This is a genomic window from Streptomyces sp. 142MFCol3.1, assembly GCF_000424945.1.
Lineage (GTDB): Bacteria > Actinomycetota > Actinomycetes > Streptomycetales > Streptomycetaceae > Streptomyces > Streptomyces siamensis.
In genome coordinates, this window is the sequence record NZ_AUKV01000002.1 from 107,379 (window position 1) to 125,522 (window position 18,144).

Genomic DNA, 18,144 nt, shown 5'->3' on the forward strand with positions numbered 1-18,144 from the left:
CGAATCGGTCAGCCCGCGTACACGCCCCTGACCTCCAGCTGCTCCACGACCGGCGGACCGGCCAGCCAGTCGTTCAGCCCCGCCTGGAACTCACGGAACTCCGCGATCGCGGGCAGCGGGTTGTCGACCCCGTCGGCGAGCTCCAGCTGCGCGACGTAGGTGACCCCGTCCGGCAGCCGGAACGAGGTGTAACGCACGCCCTCGGGCCGCTCCCGCTCGATCGCGGTGAACATCTTCCGCCTTGCCTCTTCCAGCGCGTCCACGAACTCGGGCCTCACCGTGGACCGCACCATCACGACCGTCATCTCGTCATCTCCCTGTCGCCGGGCCACCGGATGTGGCGCCACCTCCTCCCTGACGCGCGCGAGGACGGAAGTGTGACGGCGGGAGAGTGTGTGTCCACCGACACACCCGCCGACCCCGGACGCCCGACGCTCGTCCCGCGTCCGCCCGGCACCCGCCCCGGCATCCGCCCGGCGCGTGCCTTTCACGTGCCTTTCGCTCGCCTTACGCGCCGTGACCAGCCGGTTCACGCTGAGACCAGAACAGCGGCCCGGTGCCCTTCCCCGGACGGGAGAGCCCGGCGAGTCTCCGGAGGGCGCCATGGTCCTGCCTCCCGTCCCGCCGGCGGCGCCTCCCTCGCCCGTACCGGAAGTGGAGGACAAGGGACTGTCGCCGACTCCATCGGCCCGGTCGGCCTGGTGATCGACTTCTACTACGGGCTGACCGGATTCGCCTGCGTCCGGTACCACCGCAGGGTCCTCCGCCGAAGCCCCGCGACCTGTGGACGAAGGGGATCATGCCCGGACTCGGCGGCGTCCTGCCGCTCTACTTCCTCGTCGACGCCTGCGTGGCGTACTCCGCGGCCGACTACGTCAGCACCTCCTGGACCCTCCCGTCCCCGCCGCACCGGCGGCTCGGTCTTCGTCACCGGCATCGGCGCGCTTCTGCTCGGCGCCGTCCTGATGCTCGTGTACCGAGGGATCCGCCCCGGCTTCCTCCGCGAGGAGACCCTCCCGGTCTCCGCCGCCGACCCGGCCACATCGGGCTGAGCCGCGGGCCCGCCCTGACCGGACGGCACGGGCACGGCCGGCCCGCGAGTGGAGGCGCGGCCGTCCCGGGTCTAGCGTCGTAAGGACGGAGTCCTCCACCCGCGCAGGGAGGGTGATCATGGAGATCAAGGGTTCGGCAGCGCTTGTCACAGGGGCCAACCGCGGCATCGGGTCCGCCTTCGCCCGGGCGCTTCTCGCCCACGGCGCCGCCAAGGTGTACGCCGGTGTCCGCGATCCGGCGACCGTCCAGGACCCCGCGCTCACCCCGCTGCGGCTGGACGTCACCGACGAGGAGCAGGTCGCCGCCGCCGCACGCGAGGCCGACGACGTCAGCATCGTCATCAACAACGCCGGGATCGCCGCCGGCCCGTCCCTCCTCGAGGGCTCGCTAGACGGCGCCAGGCGCGAGATGGAGGTCAACTACCTCGGCACCTGGGCCGTATCCCGGGCCTTCGCGCCCGTTCTGGCCGCACACGGCGGCGGGGCACTGGTCAACATGCTCTCCGTGGCGTCGTGGGTGGCCAACAGACGGCTGCCGAGTTACGCGGCCTCCAAGTCCGCCCAGTGGTCGCTGACGAACGCCTTCCGCCTGGCACTGCGCGAGCAGGGCACGCTGGTGATCGGCGTGCACGCCGGCTATGTGGACACCGACTTGGCGTCCTCCATCGACGCCCCGAAGATCCGTGCGAGCGACGTGGCCGAGCAGACGATGGCCGCACTGCTCGCCGACGAACCCGAAGTGCTGGTCGACGAGGCCACCCGCCAGGTACGCGCCGCACTGTCCGGCGAGCTGGACACGCTGTACGCCAACCGCTGACGCCGCGACCGCGTCCCCCGACGAAGAAATCCGGCTCGGACACTGTCCGAGCCGGGTTTCGAAGGAGTCGCCTTCGGGACGGCCACGCAGTAGCAGCTGGTAGGACGGCGCCGTGCTGTGGAGGACCATGTATGAGCGGCCAAACGGGCTGTCTCTGAGTTCGTGCAGCATCCAGACGGGAGTTCCGACCGCGGAGAGGACCGCGTAGGCACCTGTCCCATCGCCATGTTGCTGTCGGTGACGCGGGGCAGTTCCAGGCAGAGGGAGATCTCCACTCCGCCTGTCGGCGTGTCTGCGGAGTCGTCCTGGTCCTGGCGCTGGATGCGGGGCAGTCCCACGAGTCGAACGGTGCGTCCCATCGGCCTTGGCCCTGGCGTTGGTGGGCACGAACGGAGTGAGCCGTGGCCGTGCGGAGGTTCACACCTCAGCGGCCTTCACCGGAGAGCGACAGGCCGGGGACCGGGACCTGGCAGCGACGTTGCACCGCCAGTGCTGCTGGGGGATATGCCTCGGGGCAATCACGGTGTACATCCATGGACGCCCGCTCCGTCCGGGGCGCACCCGTGCTCGATACCGCTCACCCGATGTGAACATTTGATCGCATCTCGCATGCGTGGGGGGACGCTGGTGCCCCAGCCGGTGCATTCTGGAGGCATGGAGGCACCTGCCTTCCCGAGGGGAGCCGTCGTGGACGAACACACGGGCGCTGCGTGGGGAGAGGGGGCGTCGGCGCCTCGCCTGGGGCTGGACGATCTGCTGGACGACCTGCAGGCGCAGATCGCGCGGGTGCGTTCCACCCGGGACCGTGTGCACGGGCTGCTGGAAGCGGTCCTGGCCGTCGGGACCGATCTGGACCTGGCCGTGGTACTGCGGCAGATCGTGCAGTCCGCGGTCACCCTGGTCGACTCCGAATACGGTGCGCTGGGAGTGGTGGGCGAGGAACGCGACCTCAAGCAGTTCATCACGGTCGGCATGGACGAGGACACCATCGCCGCCATCGGGCACTACCCGGAGGGCCTGGGCATCCTGGGACTGCTGATCCGCGAGCCCGACTCGCTGCGTCTGGCCGACCTCAACAAGCACCCGGACGCCACCGGTTTCCCGGCGGGGCATCCGCCGATGCGGAGCTTCCTGGGTGCCCCGGTACGGGTCCGCGAGGCGGTGTTCGGCAACCTGTACCTGACCAACAAGCGCGGCGGGGCAGAGTTCGACGCCGACGACGAAGTGGTACTGGCGACGCTGGCCGCTGCGGCCGGGGTGGCGATCGACAACGCCCGGCTCTACGACGCCGTACAGCGCCGCGAACGCTGGCTGACGGCCAGCAGCGAACTGACCCGCAGCCTCCTGTACGGAACGGACCCCGCGGAGGTGCTGGACACCTTCACCGCCACGGTCCGCGAGATGGCCGAGGCGGCCCAGGTGACCCTCGCCGTGCCCGTTCCCGGCGCCGGAAACCTGGTCGTCGAGGCCGCCGACGGCACGGACGCCGACCGGGTAAGCGGGCTGGTCCTGCCGGACACCACGCTGGCCGCGAAGGTCTACAGCTCCGGGGAGACGATCACCACCGACGACTGGAACACCGACCCCCGAACCGAACACGACACCGCCCTGCTCCCCCTGGGGCCGGTCTTCCTCGTCCCCCTCGGCACCCCCGAACACGTACGCGGCGTTCTCCAGGTCGCCGGTCTTCCCGGCCGCCCCGCCTTCGCCGACGCGACCATCGCGATGATCGCCGGATTCGCCAACCACGCCGCGCTCGCCCTGGAGATCGCCGAGCACCGTCGCGCGGCCGAACAGCTTCTGCTCCTGGGCGACCGCGACCGCATCGCCCGCGACCTGCACGACCTGGCCATCCAACGGCTGTTCGCCGGGGGGCTGACCCTGCAATCCGTCCTCACGCAGTTCGCCGACCGCCCGCAGGCCGCCGAGCGCATCCAACGGGTCGTGGACGACCTCGACGAAACCATCAAGATCATCCGATCTACGATCTACGCCCTCGGGCGACGCGGCACCGACAGGGACACCGGCCTGCGGACCCGGCTGGTCGCCGAGACCGGCCGGGCCTCCGCCGTCCTGGGCTTCAGCCCCGCGCTGCGGATGACCGGCCTGCTGGACACCCTGGTCGCCGACGACATCGCCGACCAGCTGATCGCCGTACTCCGCGAAGCCCTCACCAACGCCGCCCGGCACGCCCACGCCACCGCCGTGGACGTCAGTGCTGAGGCCACCACCACCCACCTGAGGCTGCGGGTCACCGACAACGGCCGCGGCATCGACCCCGCCCACACCCGCCGCAGCGGACTGGCCAACCTCCACACCCGTGCCACGGAACTCGGCGGCACCCTCACCCTCATTCCCCACCGTCCCACTGGCACCACCCTGGAGTGGACCGTCCCCCTCCCCGCCGACAACGGCTGAACCTCCAGGGAAGCGCCACGTACACCGGGGACCGTTCGGCCCAAGCGGCAGACGCACGCGGCAAGGGATGCTGGACACACGGCGGGCCCGCGGCCCGCACCGCGCCCACTCAAGTGAGAGCGCGAGGTTCTCGCAACGGCTCGACCACGCGGACACCGGGCTCCCTGTGGCTCACGCGCTACCGCCCCACCCCCCAGGACCTCGCGCGACAACGACGTGGTCCTCATGCTGAGGAGCAGCACATGGGAGTTCTGATCTTCCTACTGGTCGTCGTCGCGGCTCTTGCCGTCCTGGCACTCGCGATGGCCGTGAAAATCGTCAAGCAGTACGAGCAGGGAGTGCTGTTCCGCTTCGGTCGCCTGGTGGGAACCCGGGATCCGGGGCTGCGGATCGTCATCCCGTTCGTGGACGTACTGCACCGGGTGTCACTGCGGATCGTCACCATGCCCATCCAGTCCCAGGGCATCATCACCCGGGACAACGTCAGCGTGGACGTGTCCGCCGTGGCCTACTTCCGGGTCACCGACGCGGTGAAGTCGGTCATCGCCGTCGAGAACGTCCACGCCGCGATCAACCAGATCGCCCAGACCACCCTGCGGAAAGTCGTCGGACAGCACACCCTCGACGAGACACTGTCGGAGACCGACCGCATCAACCTGGACATCCGCGAGATCCTCGACGTCACCACAGCGGAATGGGGCGTACAGGTCACCCTGGTCGAGCTGAAGGACATCCAGCTGCCCGACACCATGAAGCGCGCCATGGCCCGCCAGGCCGAGGCCGAGCGGGAGAAGAGGGCGAAGATCATCAACGCGGAGGGCGAGTCGCTGGCCGCCGCCGCGCTCGGCGACGCCTCGGACACGATGATGGCCCACCCCCTGGCCCTCCAACTGCGGAACCTGCAGAGCCTGGTGGAGATCGCCGTGGACAAGAACAGCACGGTCGTCTTCCCCGCACCGCTGATGAGCACCATCGGCGAACTCGGTGCCTTCCTCGCCCGCGAAACGGCAGCAGCCACCTCCCCGGCGCCTCCCGCCGAGCTCCTCGCCAAGACGATCCCCGGCCCCACGTCGAACGGTGTGCCCGAGACCGTATGACCGTCGTACACCGGAATTTCCCAAAGGCGCCCGCCCGGCCACGCACCATGGCCGGGCGGCGCCTCTCCAAGTCTGAGACCACGGACAGCCGCGCGGCCCGCGCTCGGCGTCGCCGTCGAGTGCGCTGAACGCAAAAGCCCAGCTCAGACTGTGTCTGAGCTGGGCTTGAAAAGAGCCGCCTTCGGGATTCGAACCCGAGACCTACGCATTACGAGTTGTCCGATCTTGCCCCGGGAGCATCCGCGGGTGTCCACAGGGACGCCTACGGGCCTGCTCAGCGGACGTTCCAAACACCGGGGGACAAAGGTGGACGCTCGCGGAAGACTCCATGACTGAGACCGGAACTGAGACCCTGCCGGCCGTAGAGCATGGCCAGGCCTCATGTCAGGCAGCAGCCGATGTACCGGAGCCATCACGCGGGCGCGGTCGCTCGCTCCTTGTAGAGACGGAAGCCGTGCTCAACCATCTGTACTGCGCGCGTCGTGACCCACACCTGCGAAATGGCTTCGCACCACGCCGGAGAGCTGCACGCTCCCACTCGCCGTTGGTCACTGATGGCTGCTACTGGTCCCTGTCAGCGGGCCCACCGACGGTCCCGCGCACGGGCCTCCCTCGGTCATCCGCCGAGGTAGCGCCACTCGTCTGGCTTTCGCCAGGTTTCGCCAGGTTGACCCTCCTTGAACTGGGCCTTCACCATGTTAACGATGATTAACACCCCGGGACTCCTGGGCCGATTCGGTTGCCCGGATCTCACCTCTCGATACATTGGTGTTGCCCACTTTTGACCGCTGCGCAAGAAGCGCCACGAGTTGAGTTGCGCACAGCCCCTGACCCCCGCATGAGCGAGGCCTGGCTCCGGGGGCATCCGGAGCCAGGCCGGCCACGCGGGAAGTGGGCCCGGTCGATTACCAGGCGGCCGGGCCCACGACTGAGCCCTTCAACCGGACCACCGCTCAACTACACCTCAGTGCACGAACGGAGCGACACAGCCCGCAATCGTTCCAGCCACGGCCAGCAGATCCAGCGATAACTGGATCCACCACTGATGCCGTCGGAACCATGCAGGTTCCCTCGACTGGTCCATCAACTCACCTCCCACCTCTCCCGGTACCCCCTACTCAGCGGCGGAGCAGGAGGTACGCGAAGAGGCGAGGACTGAGCCAATACGCGGACGCTATCGCGCACGGTCAGGCAGCATGCGCAGCTGTAACTATTCGCCAGCGTTCGCCAGGGCGTGAACGACTGTGGACCTCTTCCGTTCGTCGGACTCGCCGGATCTTCAGGATCGACGCCGTCCAGACCCCTTGGCCGAACCGGCCAGCACGATCGAACGGGCCAGAGACCGCGTGTTCGAGGGGGGATCACACCAGCCCACCCGATTCAACCCACGTAAGCTGCGTGGCAAAAGTGGAGACATTAGGCGTCTCGGAAACTAGAATTAGAACATAGTTTCGACATTCGGAGGCTTGGGCATGGGTGACGGAAGCTCTATCGAGTGGACAGAGGCGACCTGGAACCCAACCACTGGATGCGATCGCGTTTCACCTGGCTGCGACAACTGCTACGCCCTGACACTCTCGAAACGCCTCAAGGCCATGGGTGCCGAAAAGTACCAAACTGATGGAAATCCTGTCACTTCAGGCCCCGGGTTCGGCCTCGCCTTACATCAGGACTCTCTGACTCTTCCATACCGCTGGAAGGCGCCTCGCACTGTCTTCGTCAACTCCATGAGCGACCTGTTCCATGCCCGGGTACCGCTGGAGTTCGTACAGCAAGTCTTTGAAGTCATGGCCGATACCCCCCAGCACACCTACCAGGTCCTAACCAAGCGCGGTCGCCGACTCCGTCGTCTCGCGAACAGCCTGGAGTGGCCCGCCAACGTTTGGATTGGGGTGTCTGTCGAGACAGAGGATCAGCTGTCCCGAGTGGAGGACCTACGACAGGTGCCTGCCAGCGTGCGGTTCTTGTCCTGTGAGCCCCTGCTCGGACCGCTCCCCAGCCTGGATCTAGACGGCATCGGCTGGGTGATCGTCGGTGGGGAGTCTGGTGCACGTCATCGGCCACTCGATGAAGCATGGGTTCTTGAGATCCGCGACAACTGCGAGTCCTCGGACGTCCCGTTCTTCTTCAAGCAGTGGGGCGGGCGAACACCCAAAGCAGGTGGACGAGAGTTGCAAGGCCGCGTCTGGGACAGCACGCCATCACGGCTGACTAGCGTCTCGTGAACGATTGACCAATCGGCGCTCTGTCGCAATGTGCTGACTACATGTGACCATCGTCTCTCGTAGATACCGCCACAGGGCGGGAGCCAGGGGGCAGACATGGCGATCAGTACATCGGCGGGGTTACTCGATCGAAACCACAGTCAGTCGATCTTCAAGCACGCGATCCTTCGTCGGTACGTCACTCCGTACGCTGCGATGGTCGGATCGAGTTCACCAGGACACCGTGTTGCGATCGTTGACGGGTTCGCAGGTCGCGGGCGCTACCCCGACGGAACACCGGCGTCAGGAGAGTTGATCCTCAAGGCTGCTGCCAAGGCAAGCCGAGCCATCGTTGAAGCCACCCTCGTGGAGAAGAAACGAGCCGACTACGAAAAATTGGCTCAAGTGGTGGGCGAGTACCAGGCTCTAGGCGTGCGAGCAGTGGCCCGCCAAGGCCTCGTTCATGAACATCTGAACAGCATTGTCACGGCAGCCAAGGGAATTCCGCTCTTCCTCTTCCTCGACCCCTGTGGTGCAGGCCTGCCCTTCTTGGATCTTGCCCGCGTCCTCGACGGCGAGCGACGCCAAGCACGCCCAAGTACGGAGGTCCTACTCAACTTCAGTGCAGACTTCACTCGCCGAGCAACCGGCGCTCTGGCCGCCGGTCATCACAGCCATGAAAGTCTGCCGGCCCTCGACCGTGTATGCGGCGGCACCTGGTGGCGAGAGGTTGCACTGCAAGCACTCGGGCCAGACTCAACGTTCGAGCCTTGCGCCGAGGCAGTCGCACGTGCGTACACAGACCGTCTGGCTCGGATGACAGGGATGCACGGGATCACAGTGCCCGTGAAGCGACGAGTCCATCATCAGCCCGTGTACCACCTCGTCTTCCTGACCCGTAGCCCATTCGGAATATGGGTATTTGCCGACGCCATCGCCAGAGCAAGGTACGAATGGCTGGAAGCCTTGGGGCCGCAGACGGACAATGACGATGACGCCCTGTTCAGCTTCGGCGACGTGGTGAAGGACGTGATTACCCAGGAGCAGGAGAGGGCTCGCGTCCGCGTGCGGAAGAACCTACAAGGGATCGTCGCCCGCCGGAAACGGACCAAGCTGGTGGACGAAGTGTGGTCTGTCTTTGATGGCGTATACGGCGTCGCCAATGACACGACCGTTAGCACCGCTCTCGCCTTGGCCACTAAGGACGGATCGGTTTCAGTCATTGAACAGGGCAAGAAGATCCGGGATAGCGTCATCGGCCCGAGTATCAGGTGATGCCGGGGCCTAGACGACTTACCCTCGGCCCAACAATCATCAAGTCTAGTACTGCACCCTATCAGTAATGGCGCTCACGGGGATAATCATGCATCTGGACATCCTGTACGCGCGCGAGAATTCGCTCGCGCGCTCCCTCCCTCGCACCCTGACGCGGGGGTTCGCGGATCTGTGGTCATGGGGTTCCCAGCAACCTCTGGCCGGGGCTTACAAGTCTGAAATCGCCGAAGATGCCGTGAGTTTCCTCATCGGCTTCCATCAGGTGAAGAATTTGAGTGCAATGCCCACCGTACCGCCAGGAGGTTGGTTTCACTTTTCGGGTCCCTCACGGTTCACATGGGACAAAGATCGAAAGAACGGCTCTGTGCGGATCCAGCGTTCTGGGCCCGAGGGAGCCCTCCGGGCCCTCCGGGCCCCCGTGAGGGCGGAGTGCATGCTCACTACCACGTCTTGGGCAAATCTGAATGGGAAAGTGGAGAACACTTTCCTCCTAGGACGCATGGAGGCTTCAGATCAATTCGATGTCTACGCAGCGGGGCACGTGAACCTCTTTCCGGGACTAACGCCAAATGCAAGCGAGAACTTCAGGATGATGGGTCACGTGATCCGAAACGGCATGCCCGAAGTCAGTTTTGGCAACTTGGCAAATTTCGTCGATCAACTGATTTCAACCTTCAGCAATACACTTCTGCTTGATCGGGGCTGGAGTCTCGTAAGCGCGTCGGATTCGGTCAACGAAAAGAAGTGTCAGACGCTCTTCAGCATCGTTGCCGAATATGCGGTTGAGAAGGTTTTAGTTGATCGCGAACCGGAGACCGGGCTTGGGCCAATTGATTTCATCATCAGCGGTTTCGGCGAACGGCATGGATTGGAGTTCAAAGTATTCAAGGGAGGACTATCGGCACTGCAAAAAGGGCTTACTATTCAACTGCCGAGTTACATGAAGTCTAAAAAGCTAGACAAAGGCTGGTTTGTGGTGATTCTTTCTGGGTCGCCTGGCCATAGTTTCGACATCGCCGACACCCAGAAGAAGCTTCAGGAAATTAACAACAATGCCGCCATCGAAGTGCGAGTTTTGGATGCCCGACCTCAAGTCTCCGCATCACGCAGGGATGAAGTTGTTTAGGCTTCTGAGCACACGCCACTAGGCGCGAGAGGGCGTTCAGTATCCTCCCACGGAAGGCACGACGAGCAGATCAACGCGCCCGTCGGACCGGTGATACGGGAGGAGGCGCAAGCGCTCGCTGCCCGCTTCGGGCCAACGACTGCTGCGTCATAGCTTGGACCCTGCTGCACCTGATCAAGACCGGCCTGAACCCCATCCTGACCACCGATCCGGATCGAACGCCAACGAGTGGCACCAGCGGCTCTACGCTCGCGCAGTGAACAGAGGGCTCATCCTGTGAACCTCTACTCGACTCACGCTGCGAATCGGAGTCGTTCGGGGGCCGGTGTACGGTCCGAAAACCTATGGTCTGCTGGCCGCGCAGGGCGCTGCGCGAGCCACCCAGAAACCCGGGGGCCACCGTTAACGGCAACGCCCTCGCGGACCGTACGAATGTGAATGAAGCCGTGCGCGAGGTAGTACCGCTGGAGCCCCTCGTTAGTTGTCCACGCGTCCAAGCGAAGCCACCGCGCGCCCGCGCGATGTGCGCGATCGCCAGCCCAGTCAAGCAGCCGGCCACCGAGATCCAAGCCAGCGTACTCACGCGCAATGGTGAGCTTGTTGACGAACATCGCGGGTTCGGTCAGTTCGTCGTCCGTCCACAGCCCTTCCTCGGCATCCGGGGTGAGTGTGATCGTGCCAGCCGTCGTATGACCGTCCCGGAGCATGAACACAGTGCCCGCTTCGATTGTGGCCAGCAGCTTGTCGGCCGGATACGGACGGCTCCACTGGTCGGAACCCAGACCTCGCAACCAGGCTGCTGCCTCCGCTCGAAAGGCGAGCAGCTTGGTCACATCGTGCGATTCCGCTGGAGTGATGATCACGCGCTCTCGCTTCGGGCGGACAGCTCGCCGATCTCGTAGTTCATGCGGTTCAGGTCCCCCCGGAACGTCGTGATCGTGCACCGGATCGGACGGTCTGCCGAGTAGCCGGTGCGCGTCCAGATCATCACGGGCACACCAGCTCCGATCTCCAGAAGTCGGGCCTCCTCCGGCGTGGGCATCCGAGCGGCGATCTCATCGAAGTACCCGACCTGCTCGATCCCCCGTGTGGCGAGGTATCGAGTCGTGCCTTCCTCGATGTCCCCCGGCTCAGCCAATCGCGGTGATGCGTCGACCAGCCAGGACGGATAGTAGGTCGCTTGCGTGGACCACGGGACGTCGTCAACGTAGCGATGGCAGAACCGCAATACGGCCTTCGTACCCGCTGGAACCTTGAGCCGCTCAGCAACATCGTTCGAAGCCGGGAGCATCTCCACGCGGAAGGTCTGATGCGGCCGACGGCCGGCGTTCGTCACGTCGGTGCTGTACGCGTCCCCGTTCTGCGGGAAGGTCAGGTTCTCGAATCGAGACGCGTTGAGTTCGAACACCTCGTGCAACTTGACCTCATAGCCAAGACCTTGGCTAGACGTGATCAGACCTTCACTGACCAGCAGGCTTAGCCCGTTGCGGATCGTGTTCCGAGACGCGTCGAAGCGCTGCTGCAAGTCGTTCTCAGAGGGCAGCCGCGCTCCCGGCGCGTAGGTGCCGTTGTCGATCTCGCGACGCAGTACGTCAGCGACTTGCCGGTACTTCGGCTGCTTGGTCATAGCCCCATCATGACGCACTCGCGCAACTTGTTGGTACATGTAGCACCGAACCCCTTGACGCCTCACCGTCTGTGGGTGCAGCATCACTCATGTCAGCTTGTACCAACAAGCTGAGCAGGTGGTGCAAGACCTCTAAGTCTGCCCATCTATGTCGACTCGCGTCGCCCGGAGGGCTCTGAGAGGGGCTCGAAGGAAGCGCAGGTTCCTTGACAACTGAATGAGGATGACGCCGCCTCTCCTCGGCCAAGTAGGCGGCCACGCGGGCTCTCCCGCGTGAGTACAGCGCGGCCCAACTCCCGCAGCTCACGGCTGCGGCCGGTTGCCTCCGCTGCTCGTCTCGCACGAGCAGCGCTGAGGGGAGCCGGACTTACCGACTTCAACGGCGCGCGGCTCCGGTGCTGGAACACCGGAGCCGCTGTTCGGGCCGTCCCACCTGCAAGGGAGAACACGACCCAATGAACCCAATCGTTACTGTTCAGGAAGCTGTTACCGCGTTCGCCGACTGGATCGAGCCGACGGACGCGGAGCTGAATGCGATCGAGCTGGAGATGCCCGCGATCCTCGCGGACGTCGACCTGTTGGACGCGCAGATCATCACCCTTGACCGCACACCGACCGAGCTGGACCAGCGCCGCATCCGCCGGGCCCACCGCCGTGTGCTGACCGCACGCCGCGAGCTGGCCAACCGCGCCGCCGTCGCCGACACGGCGGGGGGTGCGGCGTGAGGGCCAGGACCGTTCTTCCCGCCGTCGCGATGACGGCGGTGTCCATGGTCCTCACGCTGGCCGTGGTCGTGATGTGGCTGGGCACGGCTATGCCGTGGCCCGTCGCCCTGGTTGTCGGTCTCGGGATCGACGGCGGATGGCTGGCCACCCTCGCCTACGAACGCCGTCTCGCCGCACAGGGCGACCACAATCGCGCCGTCACCGCCGTCGGCTGGTCCTTCGGCATCATCGCGGCCGGCGTCCTCGTCGCGCACGCACTCACCGCGGAGGAGACCACCGGCGCGTGGCTGGCCGTGGCCTGGCTTCCCGTCGCGGCCAAGGCACTGTGGCTGGTGCACGGACTGTGGGAGCGGACCGCGCTCACCCCGAACGCGCTCGGAGCCATCCAAGGCATTCAGCAGGAGGCGCGTGACGAAGCGGCCGTGGCCCGCGCCCGCCTGCGGGCCGAAGCCACCACCGAGGAGACCCGGCTGGCGGCCGTGACGCAGGCCGGCGCCCGCGTCGCACGCGTCCAGGCCAAGACCGCACAGACCCTCTCCCGGGCCTGGTCGACGCTGGAAGAGGCGCGCAACGGTCAGGACACCGGCAGGGCACTGACCAGCGTGACGCACCACGTCGCACCCAACGTCACGCCCCGCTGGGAGCTCCCCGTCTGGGGCCCGACAGAGCCGGTTGCGCCCGCGCTGGACGCAGCGCCCGCGCTCACCGATGCGTCCCTTGACGCGGTGGTCGACGAGATCCGACACAGCGAGATTCCCGCCCTGTCCTACCGGGAGATGGCCGCACGGTTCCGCGCGGCCGGCCACTCCGCCTCCGAGGTCCGCCTGAGGGCCGCGTGGAAGCGCGTGGCCGTCTGATGGGGGCGCTGCCGGTGTTCCGGTGGCGCCTCGCCCCGGACGGCTACGCCACCCGCCGCCAGCTCCGCGCCCGCGATCTGCGCCCCGGCGGTCAACCGGTGGCCGCCCAGCTCGAACGCCCGCGCCGCCGCCGGCCACCGCTGGTCGCCCACCTCTACCGCGTCGACCTCGCCAAACCGGTCCGGCCCATGACCGCCGCCAAGGGGGCGGCGCTCGCCAAGGCCAACCAAGCGCGCCGCACCTGCCCGCAGTGCCGCACGGACGCCGGATACGTCATCCCCGCCTCCCTCGGCACCTGCGTGCCCTGCGCCTACCCCGACGACCAGCGCGCCGCCTGAACTCAACCCACACACCTTGGAGTTCTGCCGTGACCAGCACGAACACTGCTCGGCTCACCTACGCGTGGGACGCGTGGGTGAGCATGCCCGGCCAGGGCCGCGCGTTCGCCCACGGCACCGTCACCGTTCCCGCCTCCTACTGCTGGACCCACGTCCAACGCGAGGTGGGCGCGTGGCTCGGAGCGCAGGGCGCGACCGGCCGGCTCGCCGACATCCATCTCCAGCTCACTCCGCAGGCCTGAAGGGATTGACCATGGGCAAGCCCGACACCCGCCGCATCGACCGCGCGATCCGCGAGACGAACCGCAAGCTCGAAGCGGTCCGCCGGGGCGAGCTGTGGCCGCTCACCGGCTCCGAGCGCCGCGCCATGCTCGCGGCACTCGCCGGCGGCACCTACCGCATCGCCCGCGGCAAGAGCACCACCCGCGCAGACAACCGGGTCGACTCCGTCTCCAGCTCCGCAGAGACCCGACTCATCGCGGAGATCACCGCGTTGCAGATCGAGCGGCAGCGGTTGGTGACCGAGGCCGCGCAGGCCAAGGCCGCAAAGAAGTCCCGTTGGTGGTGACCGGCGCCCGTCCGGCGCCCCACCCCGCGCAGCGCTTTCCCCTCACCTTCACCCCGATCCGGGGCAGTCAGGAGTGTCCTTCACCATGAGTGAGAACGTCGTTCACCTGCACAAGAGCACCGAATCGACCGAGCCCGCCACCGTGACCGCGTTGACTGTGGTCCCCGACCCCGCACCGGCCGCACCTGTTCCGCTGTGGGTCCGCTCCGGACGCGCGGTCAAGACCGCGGTCAACCACGACACCACGAAGACCACCGCACGTGCCGTCGCCCGGCACACCCTCTACGTCGCCGGCGGCGCGAGGATCGCAGCGAAGCGCACGTGGGACGGCCGGACCGCTTCCCGCTATGAGCGGATGCTCCGCGCGGCGGAAGCGGCCGGGAACTACGAGGTCGCCGCGGAGTGGGAGGAGCGCGGGCAGCACTTCCGCGAGGCACGCCACCGCCGCCGCATGGACCTGCTGCACTCCCCGATAGATGCCGCCAAGGGCGTTGCCGTGAGCGCCGGTATGGGTGTCGGGTCGCTGGTCGCGCTCGGGATCGTCATGGCGATAGCGACCAAGGACGTGAGCGAGGTCGTCACCCCGCTCATGGCCACGATCGACTTCATCAACCTGCTGATCACCATCGTTCAGGTGGTGTGGGGTCCGGCCCTCACCATCGGCCCGTTCCTCGCCCTACTCGCCCTATGGGCCATCGGCAGCAAGCAGCAGGCCGCACCCGCGTGGGCGCTGCCCGACAACGTCCGATCGAGCGAGGGTGAGCCGATCACCCCGTCGATCGTGGTCAAGGCACTGCGCGACCTCGGCATCTCCCCGCTGAAGAGCGCCATCAAGGAGATGGGCGACGCCGGGGCGTCGATGCTCGGTCCGATCCGGATCGCAGGATGCGGCGTGGAAGTCGACGTCACCCTGCCCTCTGGGGTGGCGACGAACGAGGTACAGAAACGCCGCCGGAAGCTCGCGGAGAACCTGACCAGGCACGAGCACGAGGTGTTCATCACCATCCCGCAGGCCGCGCGCACGGTCCGGCTGTGGGTGGCCGACTCGGGGGCGCTCGATGAGCCGATCGGCCCGTCCCCGCTGGTCACCGACGAAACGATGACCGCCGACTACACCAAGGGCCGCGCCCCCTGGGGGCAGGACCTGCGCGGAGATGCCGCCGCGCTGTCCCTGTATCAGCGGCACCTGCTCATCACGGGCCTGTCCAACCAGGGCAAGACCGTCGCCCTGCGCTCCCTGGCCCTGTGGCTCGCGCTGGACAAGTCGGTCCAGTTCCTCATGGGCGACCTCAAAGGTGTGGGCGACTGGGCCATGTTCGACGGCCTGGCCACCACCCTGATCCAGGGGCCGACCGACGAGCACGTCATCCAGGTGACCGAGATGGTCGAAGGCGCCGTGGACGAGATGAACCGCCGCCTGATGGCCCCGCCCGGAACGCAGTTCCCCGCGCTGATCGTGCTGGTCGACGAGGCGCAGGTCGCGTTCATGTGCCCGCTCAAGGACGAGGAGGGCCGCTTCTACGGCGGTTCCAAGGCCACGTCCCGGTACTTCATGGCCGTCCGGAAGATTCACAACCAGGGCCGCGCGGTGAACGTGCTGATGTGGCAAGGCACGCAGGACCCGACCGACCAGAACCTGCCCAAGCTGGTCCGCGAGGGTGCCCACACCCGCGCCTCGCTCGCCCTGGGCACGGAGTCGCAGGCCCGCATGGCGCTCGGTGACAAGGCTGTTGACGGTGGCGCCGCACCGAACCTGCTGCGTCCGGGCCTGGATCAGGGCACCCTCGTGGTCGCGTCGTCCGGCATCGACATCCCCAAGGGGCAGTCGTCCATCACCGTGCGCACGCACTACGTCGACGACGACGCAGCCGAAGCCATCACCGACCGCGCCAAGGCCCTGCGCGACGGGGTCACCACCCTGCACGTCATCGAGCGCGGGGAAGAACGTGACCCGCTCGCCGACATCGCCTCCGTCGTCGGGGACACGTCGCGGGTGCGCACCAAGGATGTCCTCAAGCGGCTCGCGACGCTGAACGAGGCCGCCTACGGCGGCTGGTCGTTCCTGGACCTCAAGCGCGTCCTGGACGACGCCGGCGCGGAGCCCCACAAGTCCGACGGCGTCATGGTCGTCAGCCGTGACCGCGTCGCCCGCGCGCTTGCCAACCGCGACAACGAGGGTTCCGCTTCCGCCGACGGATGACAGGGAGCCGACCCCGCCCGGGTCAGGGAGGCAGGGAGAACTCCCTGAACCCCTCCCTGGCCCGCCTCCCTGCCCCTGAGCTGCACGAATGATCCATCAGGGAGTCAGGGAGGCACCCCAGGCCAGACCCCGAAAACCCCCTCCACAGCCCACCCCACAGGGTGTGCTTCCGCCTCCCTGACCGAGCACCGGAAGGGATTCCGCATGTACCCCGAACAGACCGCCAACCCCCGCCCCGTGACCACCGTGGAAGTCCACCACCCGACCCCGATACCGCCCGCGGTGATGACACCGGCGCCCCTCGTGCCCGTACAGCCGGGCAGCATCCCGGCGGTGGCGAGCGTGGTCCTTCCCGACGGCCGTGTGGTCACCGGCTACGCCGTCAGCCCCATGCAGCCGGAACCGGTCGCAGTGAAGCCGGCCGTCTCCCGCACGGCGGTGAACGTCGCCCTTGGGGGTGTCGGCTTCCTCGCCGTGTGCGGCGGGCTAATCCTGCTCACCTCGTTCATCGCCGCGCTTGCTGCGTTCGTCCACCAGCTCATCGTTCTCGCTGCCGTGATCTTCGGCGGATGGATTGCAGCGCAGGTGCTCACCACGTCCCGCCGTAGCGGCGGGACGACCGTCAACATCCGCAAAGCCGTGATCAAGCGAAGCCACTTCCACGGCTAGCAGACGGTGCTGGTTACGGCTGGTTGTAGGCGAGCGGCCAGCCGGCGAACCCGCCGGCTTCGGTCTGGTAGACCAGCTCCACGTACTCCTCGCCGAGGAGATCCTTCACGTCTTCGGTGGGCTCGCTGGGCAGCAGGACGACGACGCGCAGCTCCTTGCGTCCGGGGATGTGGCGCCGGTAGTCGGCAAGCTGACCGATGGCCATGCGGACGTTGGCCCGGGTCGTGATCCCCTTCGCCTCGTACAGGGCGTGGTCCGTCGCGTCATACAAGTCCGGGGTGAGCGTGCCGGGCTCGCCCTTGATGGTGATCTGGAAGCTGTGGGTTTTGTGGCCCGCCGCGGTCAGGTGCGCGACGAACGCCTTGACCAACTCGCCCTCACGGCGCAGAACCTTGCGCTGACCCGCTGGAATGTCCGCGGTCGTCTGTGCGGTGCTGTGCTGCTCGGTCTTCTTGACCTTCGCTCCGCTCTGTGCCGGCAGCGTGACCACCGCCGGCGCCTCCACCAGCGGGTCGGTAATTTCGTAGCTGGTCATCGTGGCGGCGGGCTGCCGGTCCGCCTCGGTCCACGCCGCGGTCGTTCCCGGCGCCGGCCGGAACCGAAAGACCAGCACCTCCCGCATCACGCCGTCCCTACCGGGACCGCGACGCAGGTCATACGGATTCACCGGGTCCAAGACCATCTGACCGATGTACCGCTGCCGCATGGCACCACCACCGGGCACCTTGCCGTGCGCGACGAACAGGTGGATCTCACGGTTCTTCTCGGCAGCGGTCAGCAGCGACCCATTGCGGCCGGACGGCCTCTGATCCCCGTTCGCGCCGGCACCGGTGTACAGGTACAGCGGCCCGAACTCGTCATCCTCCGCACGGCCATCGAAGGTGTAGCCGTACTCCTCGCCCGCGGACGGGTCGGAGTACACGAACACCTTGCCCGCCTCATCGGCCGGCTCGATGCCCTGGAACGTGCCGCACCCGTAGGCCGCCGCGATCGCATCACGCGTCGTCACCACACCCGGCACAAGATCAACGATCGTCGTCATACCGCGACCATAGCCACCCCCACTGACAACCTGCCGCCCCAATTTTTTTGCAGGTGGCAGGCAGAAGGGCGGCCCCCGTCTCGTCAAAGTCCGGGGCCGCCCCAACCATCCAGCACCCCTGCAAGGAAC

17 protein-coding genes are annotated in these 18,144 nt (G+C 66.8%); 13 read left to right on the plus strand and 4 right to left on the minus strand.

The window, feature by feature from the left end; all coding sequences use genetic code 11:
• Positions 1-8 precede the first annotated feature (8 nt).
• The gene (locus H305_RS0102965) at positions 9-305 is read right to left on the minus strand and encodes a hypothetical protein (protein WP_028799105.1); all 297 of its coding nucleotides are present in this window, start codon (positions 303-305) and stop codon (positions 9-11) included.
• An 865-nt stretch (positions 306-1,170) separates the two neighbouring features.
• On the opposite strand from H305_RS0102965, the gene H305_RS0102970 reads away from it, so the two are divergent.
• From H305_RS0102970 to H305_RS53195, 6 genes are all read left to right on the plus strand, one after another.
• Positions 1,171-1,869: an SDR family oxidoreductase gene (locus H305_RS0102970; protein WP_028799106.1), complete on the plus strand. Its 699-nt coding sequence runs from the start codon at positions 1,171-1,173 to the stop codon at positions 1,867-1,869.
• Between the two features lie 738 nt (positions 1,870-2,607).
• Complete coding sequence (locus tag H305_RS0102975; RefSeq protein ID WP_028799107.1) at positions 2,608-4,287, plus strand: GAF domain-containing protein; 1,680 nt, start codon at positions 2,608-2,610, stop codon at positions 4,285-4,287.
• Positions 4,288-4,529: 242 nt separating this feature from the next.
• The gene (locus tag H305_RS0102980) at positions 4,530-5,384 is read left to right on the plus strand and encodes a slipin family protein (protein ID WP_028799108.1); all 855 of its coding nucleotides are present in this window, start codon (positions 4,530-4,532) and stop codon (positions 5,382-5,384) included.
• Between the two features lie 1,472 nt (positions 5,385-6,856).
• On the plus strand, positions 6,857-7,609 hold the full coding sequence (locus H305_RS50000) for a DUF5131 family protein (RefSeq protein ID WP_028799109.1): 753 nt from the start codon (positions 6,857-6,859) through the stop codon (positions 7,607-7,609).
• A 96-nt stretch (positions 7,610-7,705) separates the two neighbouring features.
• Entirely contained in the window at positions 7,706-8,863 is a 1,158-nt protein-coding gene (gene tcmP, locus H305_RS50005; RefSeq protein ID WP_078628846.1) for a three-Cys-motif partner protein TcmP, read from the plus strand.
• Between the two features lie 88 nt (positions 8,864-8,951).
• The gene (locus H305_RS53195; RefSeq protein WP_158690470.1) at positions 8,952-9,989 is read left to right on the plus strand and encodes a hypothetical protein; all 1,038 of its coding nucleotides are present in this window, start codon (positions 8,952-8,954) and stop codon (positions 9,987-9,989) included.
• A 293-nt stretch (positions 9,990-10,282) separates the two neighbouring features.
• On the opposite strand, the gene H305_RS0103000 is transcribed toward H305_RS53195, so the two are convergent.
• Complete coding sequence (locus H305_RS0103000; RefSeq protein WP_028799111.1) at positions 10,283-10,852, minus strand: GNAT family N-acetyltransferase; 570 nt, start codon at positions 10,850-10,852, stop codon at positions 10,283-10,285.
• A complete protein-coding gene (locus H305_RS0103005) occupies positions 10,849-11,616 on the minus strand; it encodes a GntR family transcriptional regulator (protein ID WP_028799112.1) in 768 nt (255 codons plus the stop codon). The genes H305_RS0103000 and H305_RS0103005 overlap by 4 nt, the downstream gene beginning before the upstream one ends.
• 455 nt (positions 11,617-12,071) lie before the next feature.
• On the opposite strand from H305_RS0103005, the gene H305_RS0103010 reads away from it, so the two are divergent.
• From H305_RS0103010 to H305_RS0103040, 7 genes are all read left to right on the plus strand, one after another.
• On the plus strand, positions 12,072-12,341 hold the full coding sequence (locus H305_RS0103010; RefSeq protein ID WP_028799113.1) for a DUF6284 family protein: 270 nt from the start codon (positions 12,072-12,074) through the stop codon (positions 12,339-12,341).
• A complete protein-coding gene (locus tag H305_RS0103015; protein ID WP_028799114.1) occupies positions 12,338-13,198 on the plus strand; it encodes a hypothetical protein in 861 nt (286 codons plus the stop codon). The genes H305_RS0103010 and H305_RS0103015 overlap by 4 nt, the downstream gene beginning before the upstream one ends.
• Complete coding sequence (locus H305_RS0103020) at positions 13,198-13,536, plus strand: RRQRL motif-containing zinc-binding protein (RefSeq protein ID WP_028799115.1); 339 nt, start codon at positions 13,198-13,200, stop codon at positions 13,534-13,536. Before H305_RS0103015 ends, H305_RS0103020 begins: the two co-directional genes overlap by 1 nt.
• A gap of 29 nt (positions 13,537-13,565) precedes the next feature.
• Positions 13,566-13,778 (plus strand): hypothetical protein, encoded by a 213-nt coding sequence (locus H305_RS0103025; RefSeq protein ID WP_028799116.1) that lies wholly within the window; start codon positions 13,566-13,568, stop codon positions 13,776-13,778.
• An 11-nt stretch (positions 13,779-13,789) separates the two neighbouring features.
• Positions 13,790-14,104 (plus strand): hypothetical protein, encoded by a 315-nt coding sequence (locus H305_RS0103030; protein WP_028799117.1) that lies wholly within the window; start codon positions 13,790-13,792, stop codon positions 14,102-14,104.
• 85 nt (positions 14,105-14,189) lie between these two features.
• Positions 14,190-16,304 carry an FtsK/SpoIIIE domain-containing protein gene (locus tag H305_RS0103035; protein WP_028799118.1) on the plus strand — a complete coding sequence of 705 codons (2,115 nt, stop codon included), beginning with the start codon at positions 14,190-14,192 and terminating at the stop codon, positions 16,302-16,304.
• Between the two features lie 204 nt (positions 16,305-16,508).
• Positions 16,509-16,973 carry a hypothetical protein gene (locus H305_RS0103040; protein WP_028799119.1) on the plus strand — a complete coding sequence of 155 codons (465 nt, stop codon included), beginning with the start codon at positions 16,509-16,511 and terminating at the stop codon, positions 16,971-16,973.
• Positions 16,974-16,986: 13 nt separating this feature from the next.
• Here the strand turns inward: H305_RS0103040 and H305_RS0103045 are convergent, their stop codons facing one another.
• Positions 16,987-18,057, minus strand: a complete 1,071-nt coding sequence (locus tag H305_RS0103045) for a hypothetical protein (RefSeq protein ID WP_234020606.1) — start codon at positions 18,055-18,057, stop codon at positions 16,987-16,989.
• Positions 18,058-18,144: the final 87 nt, after the last annotated feature.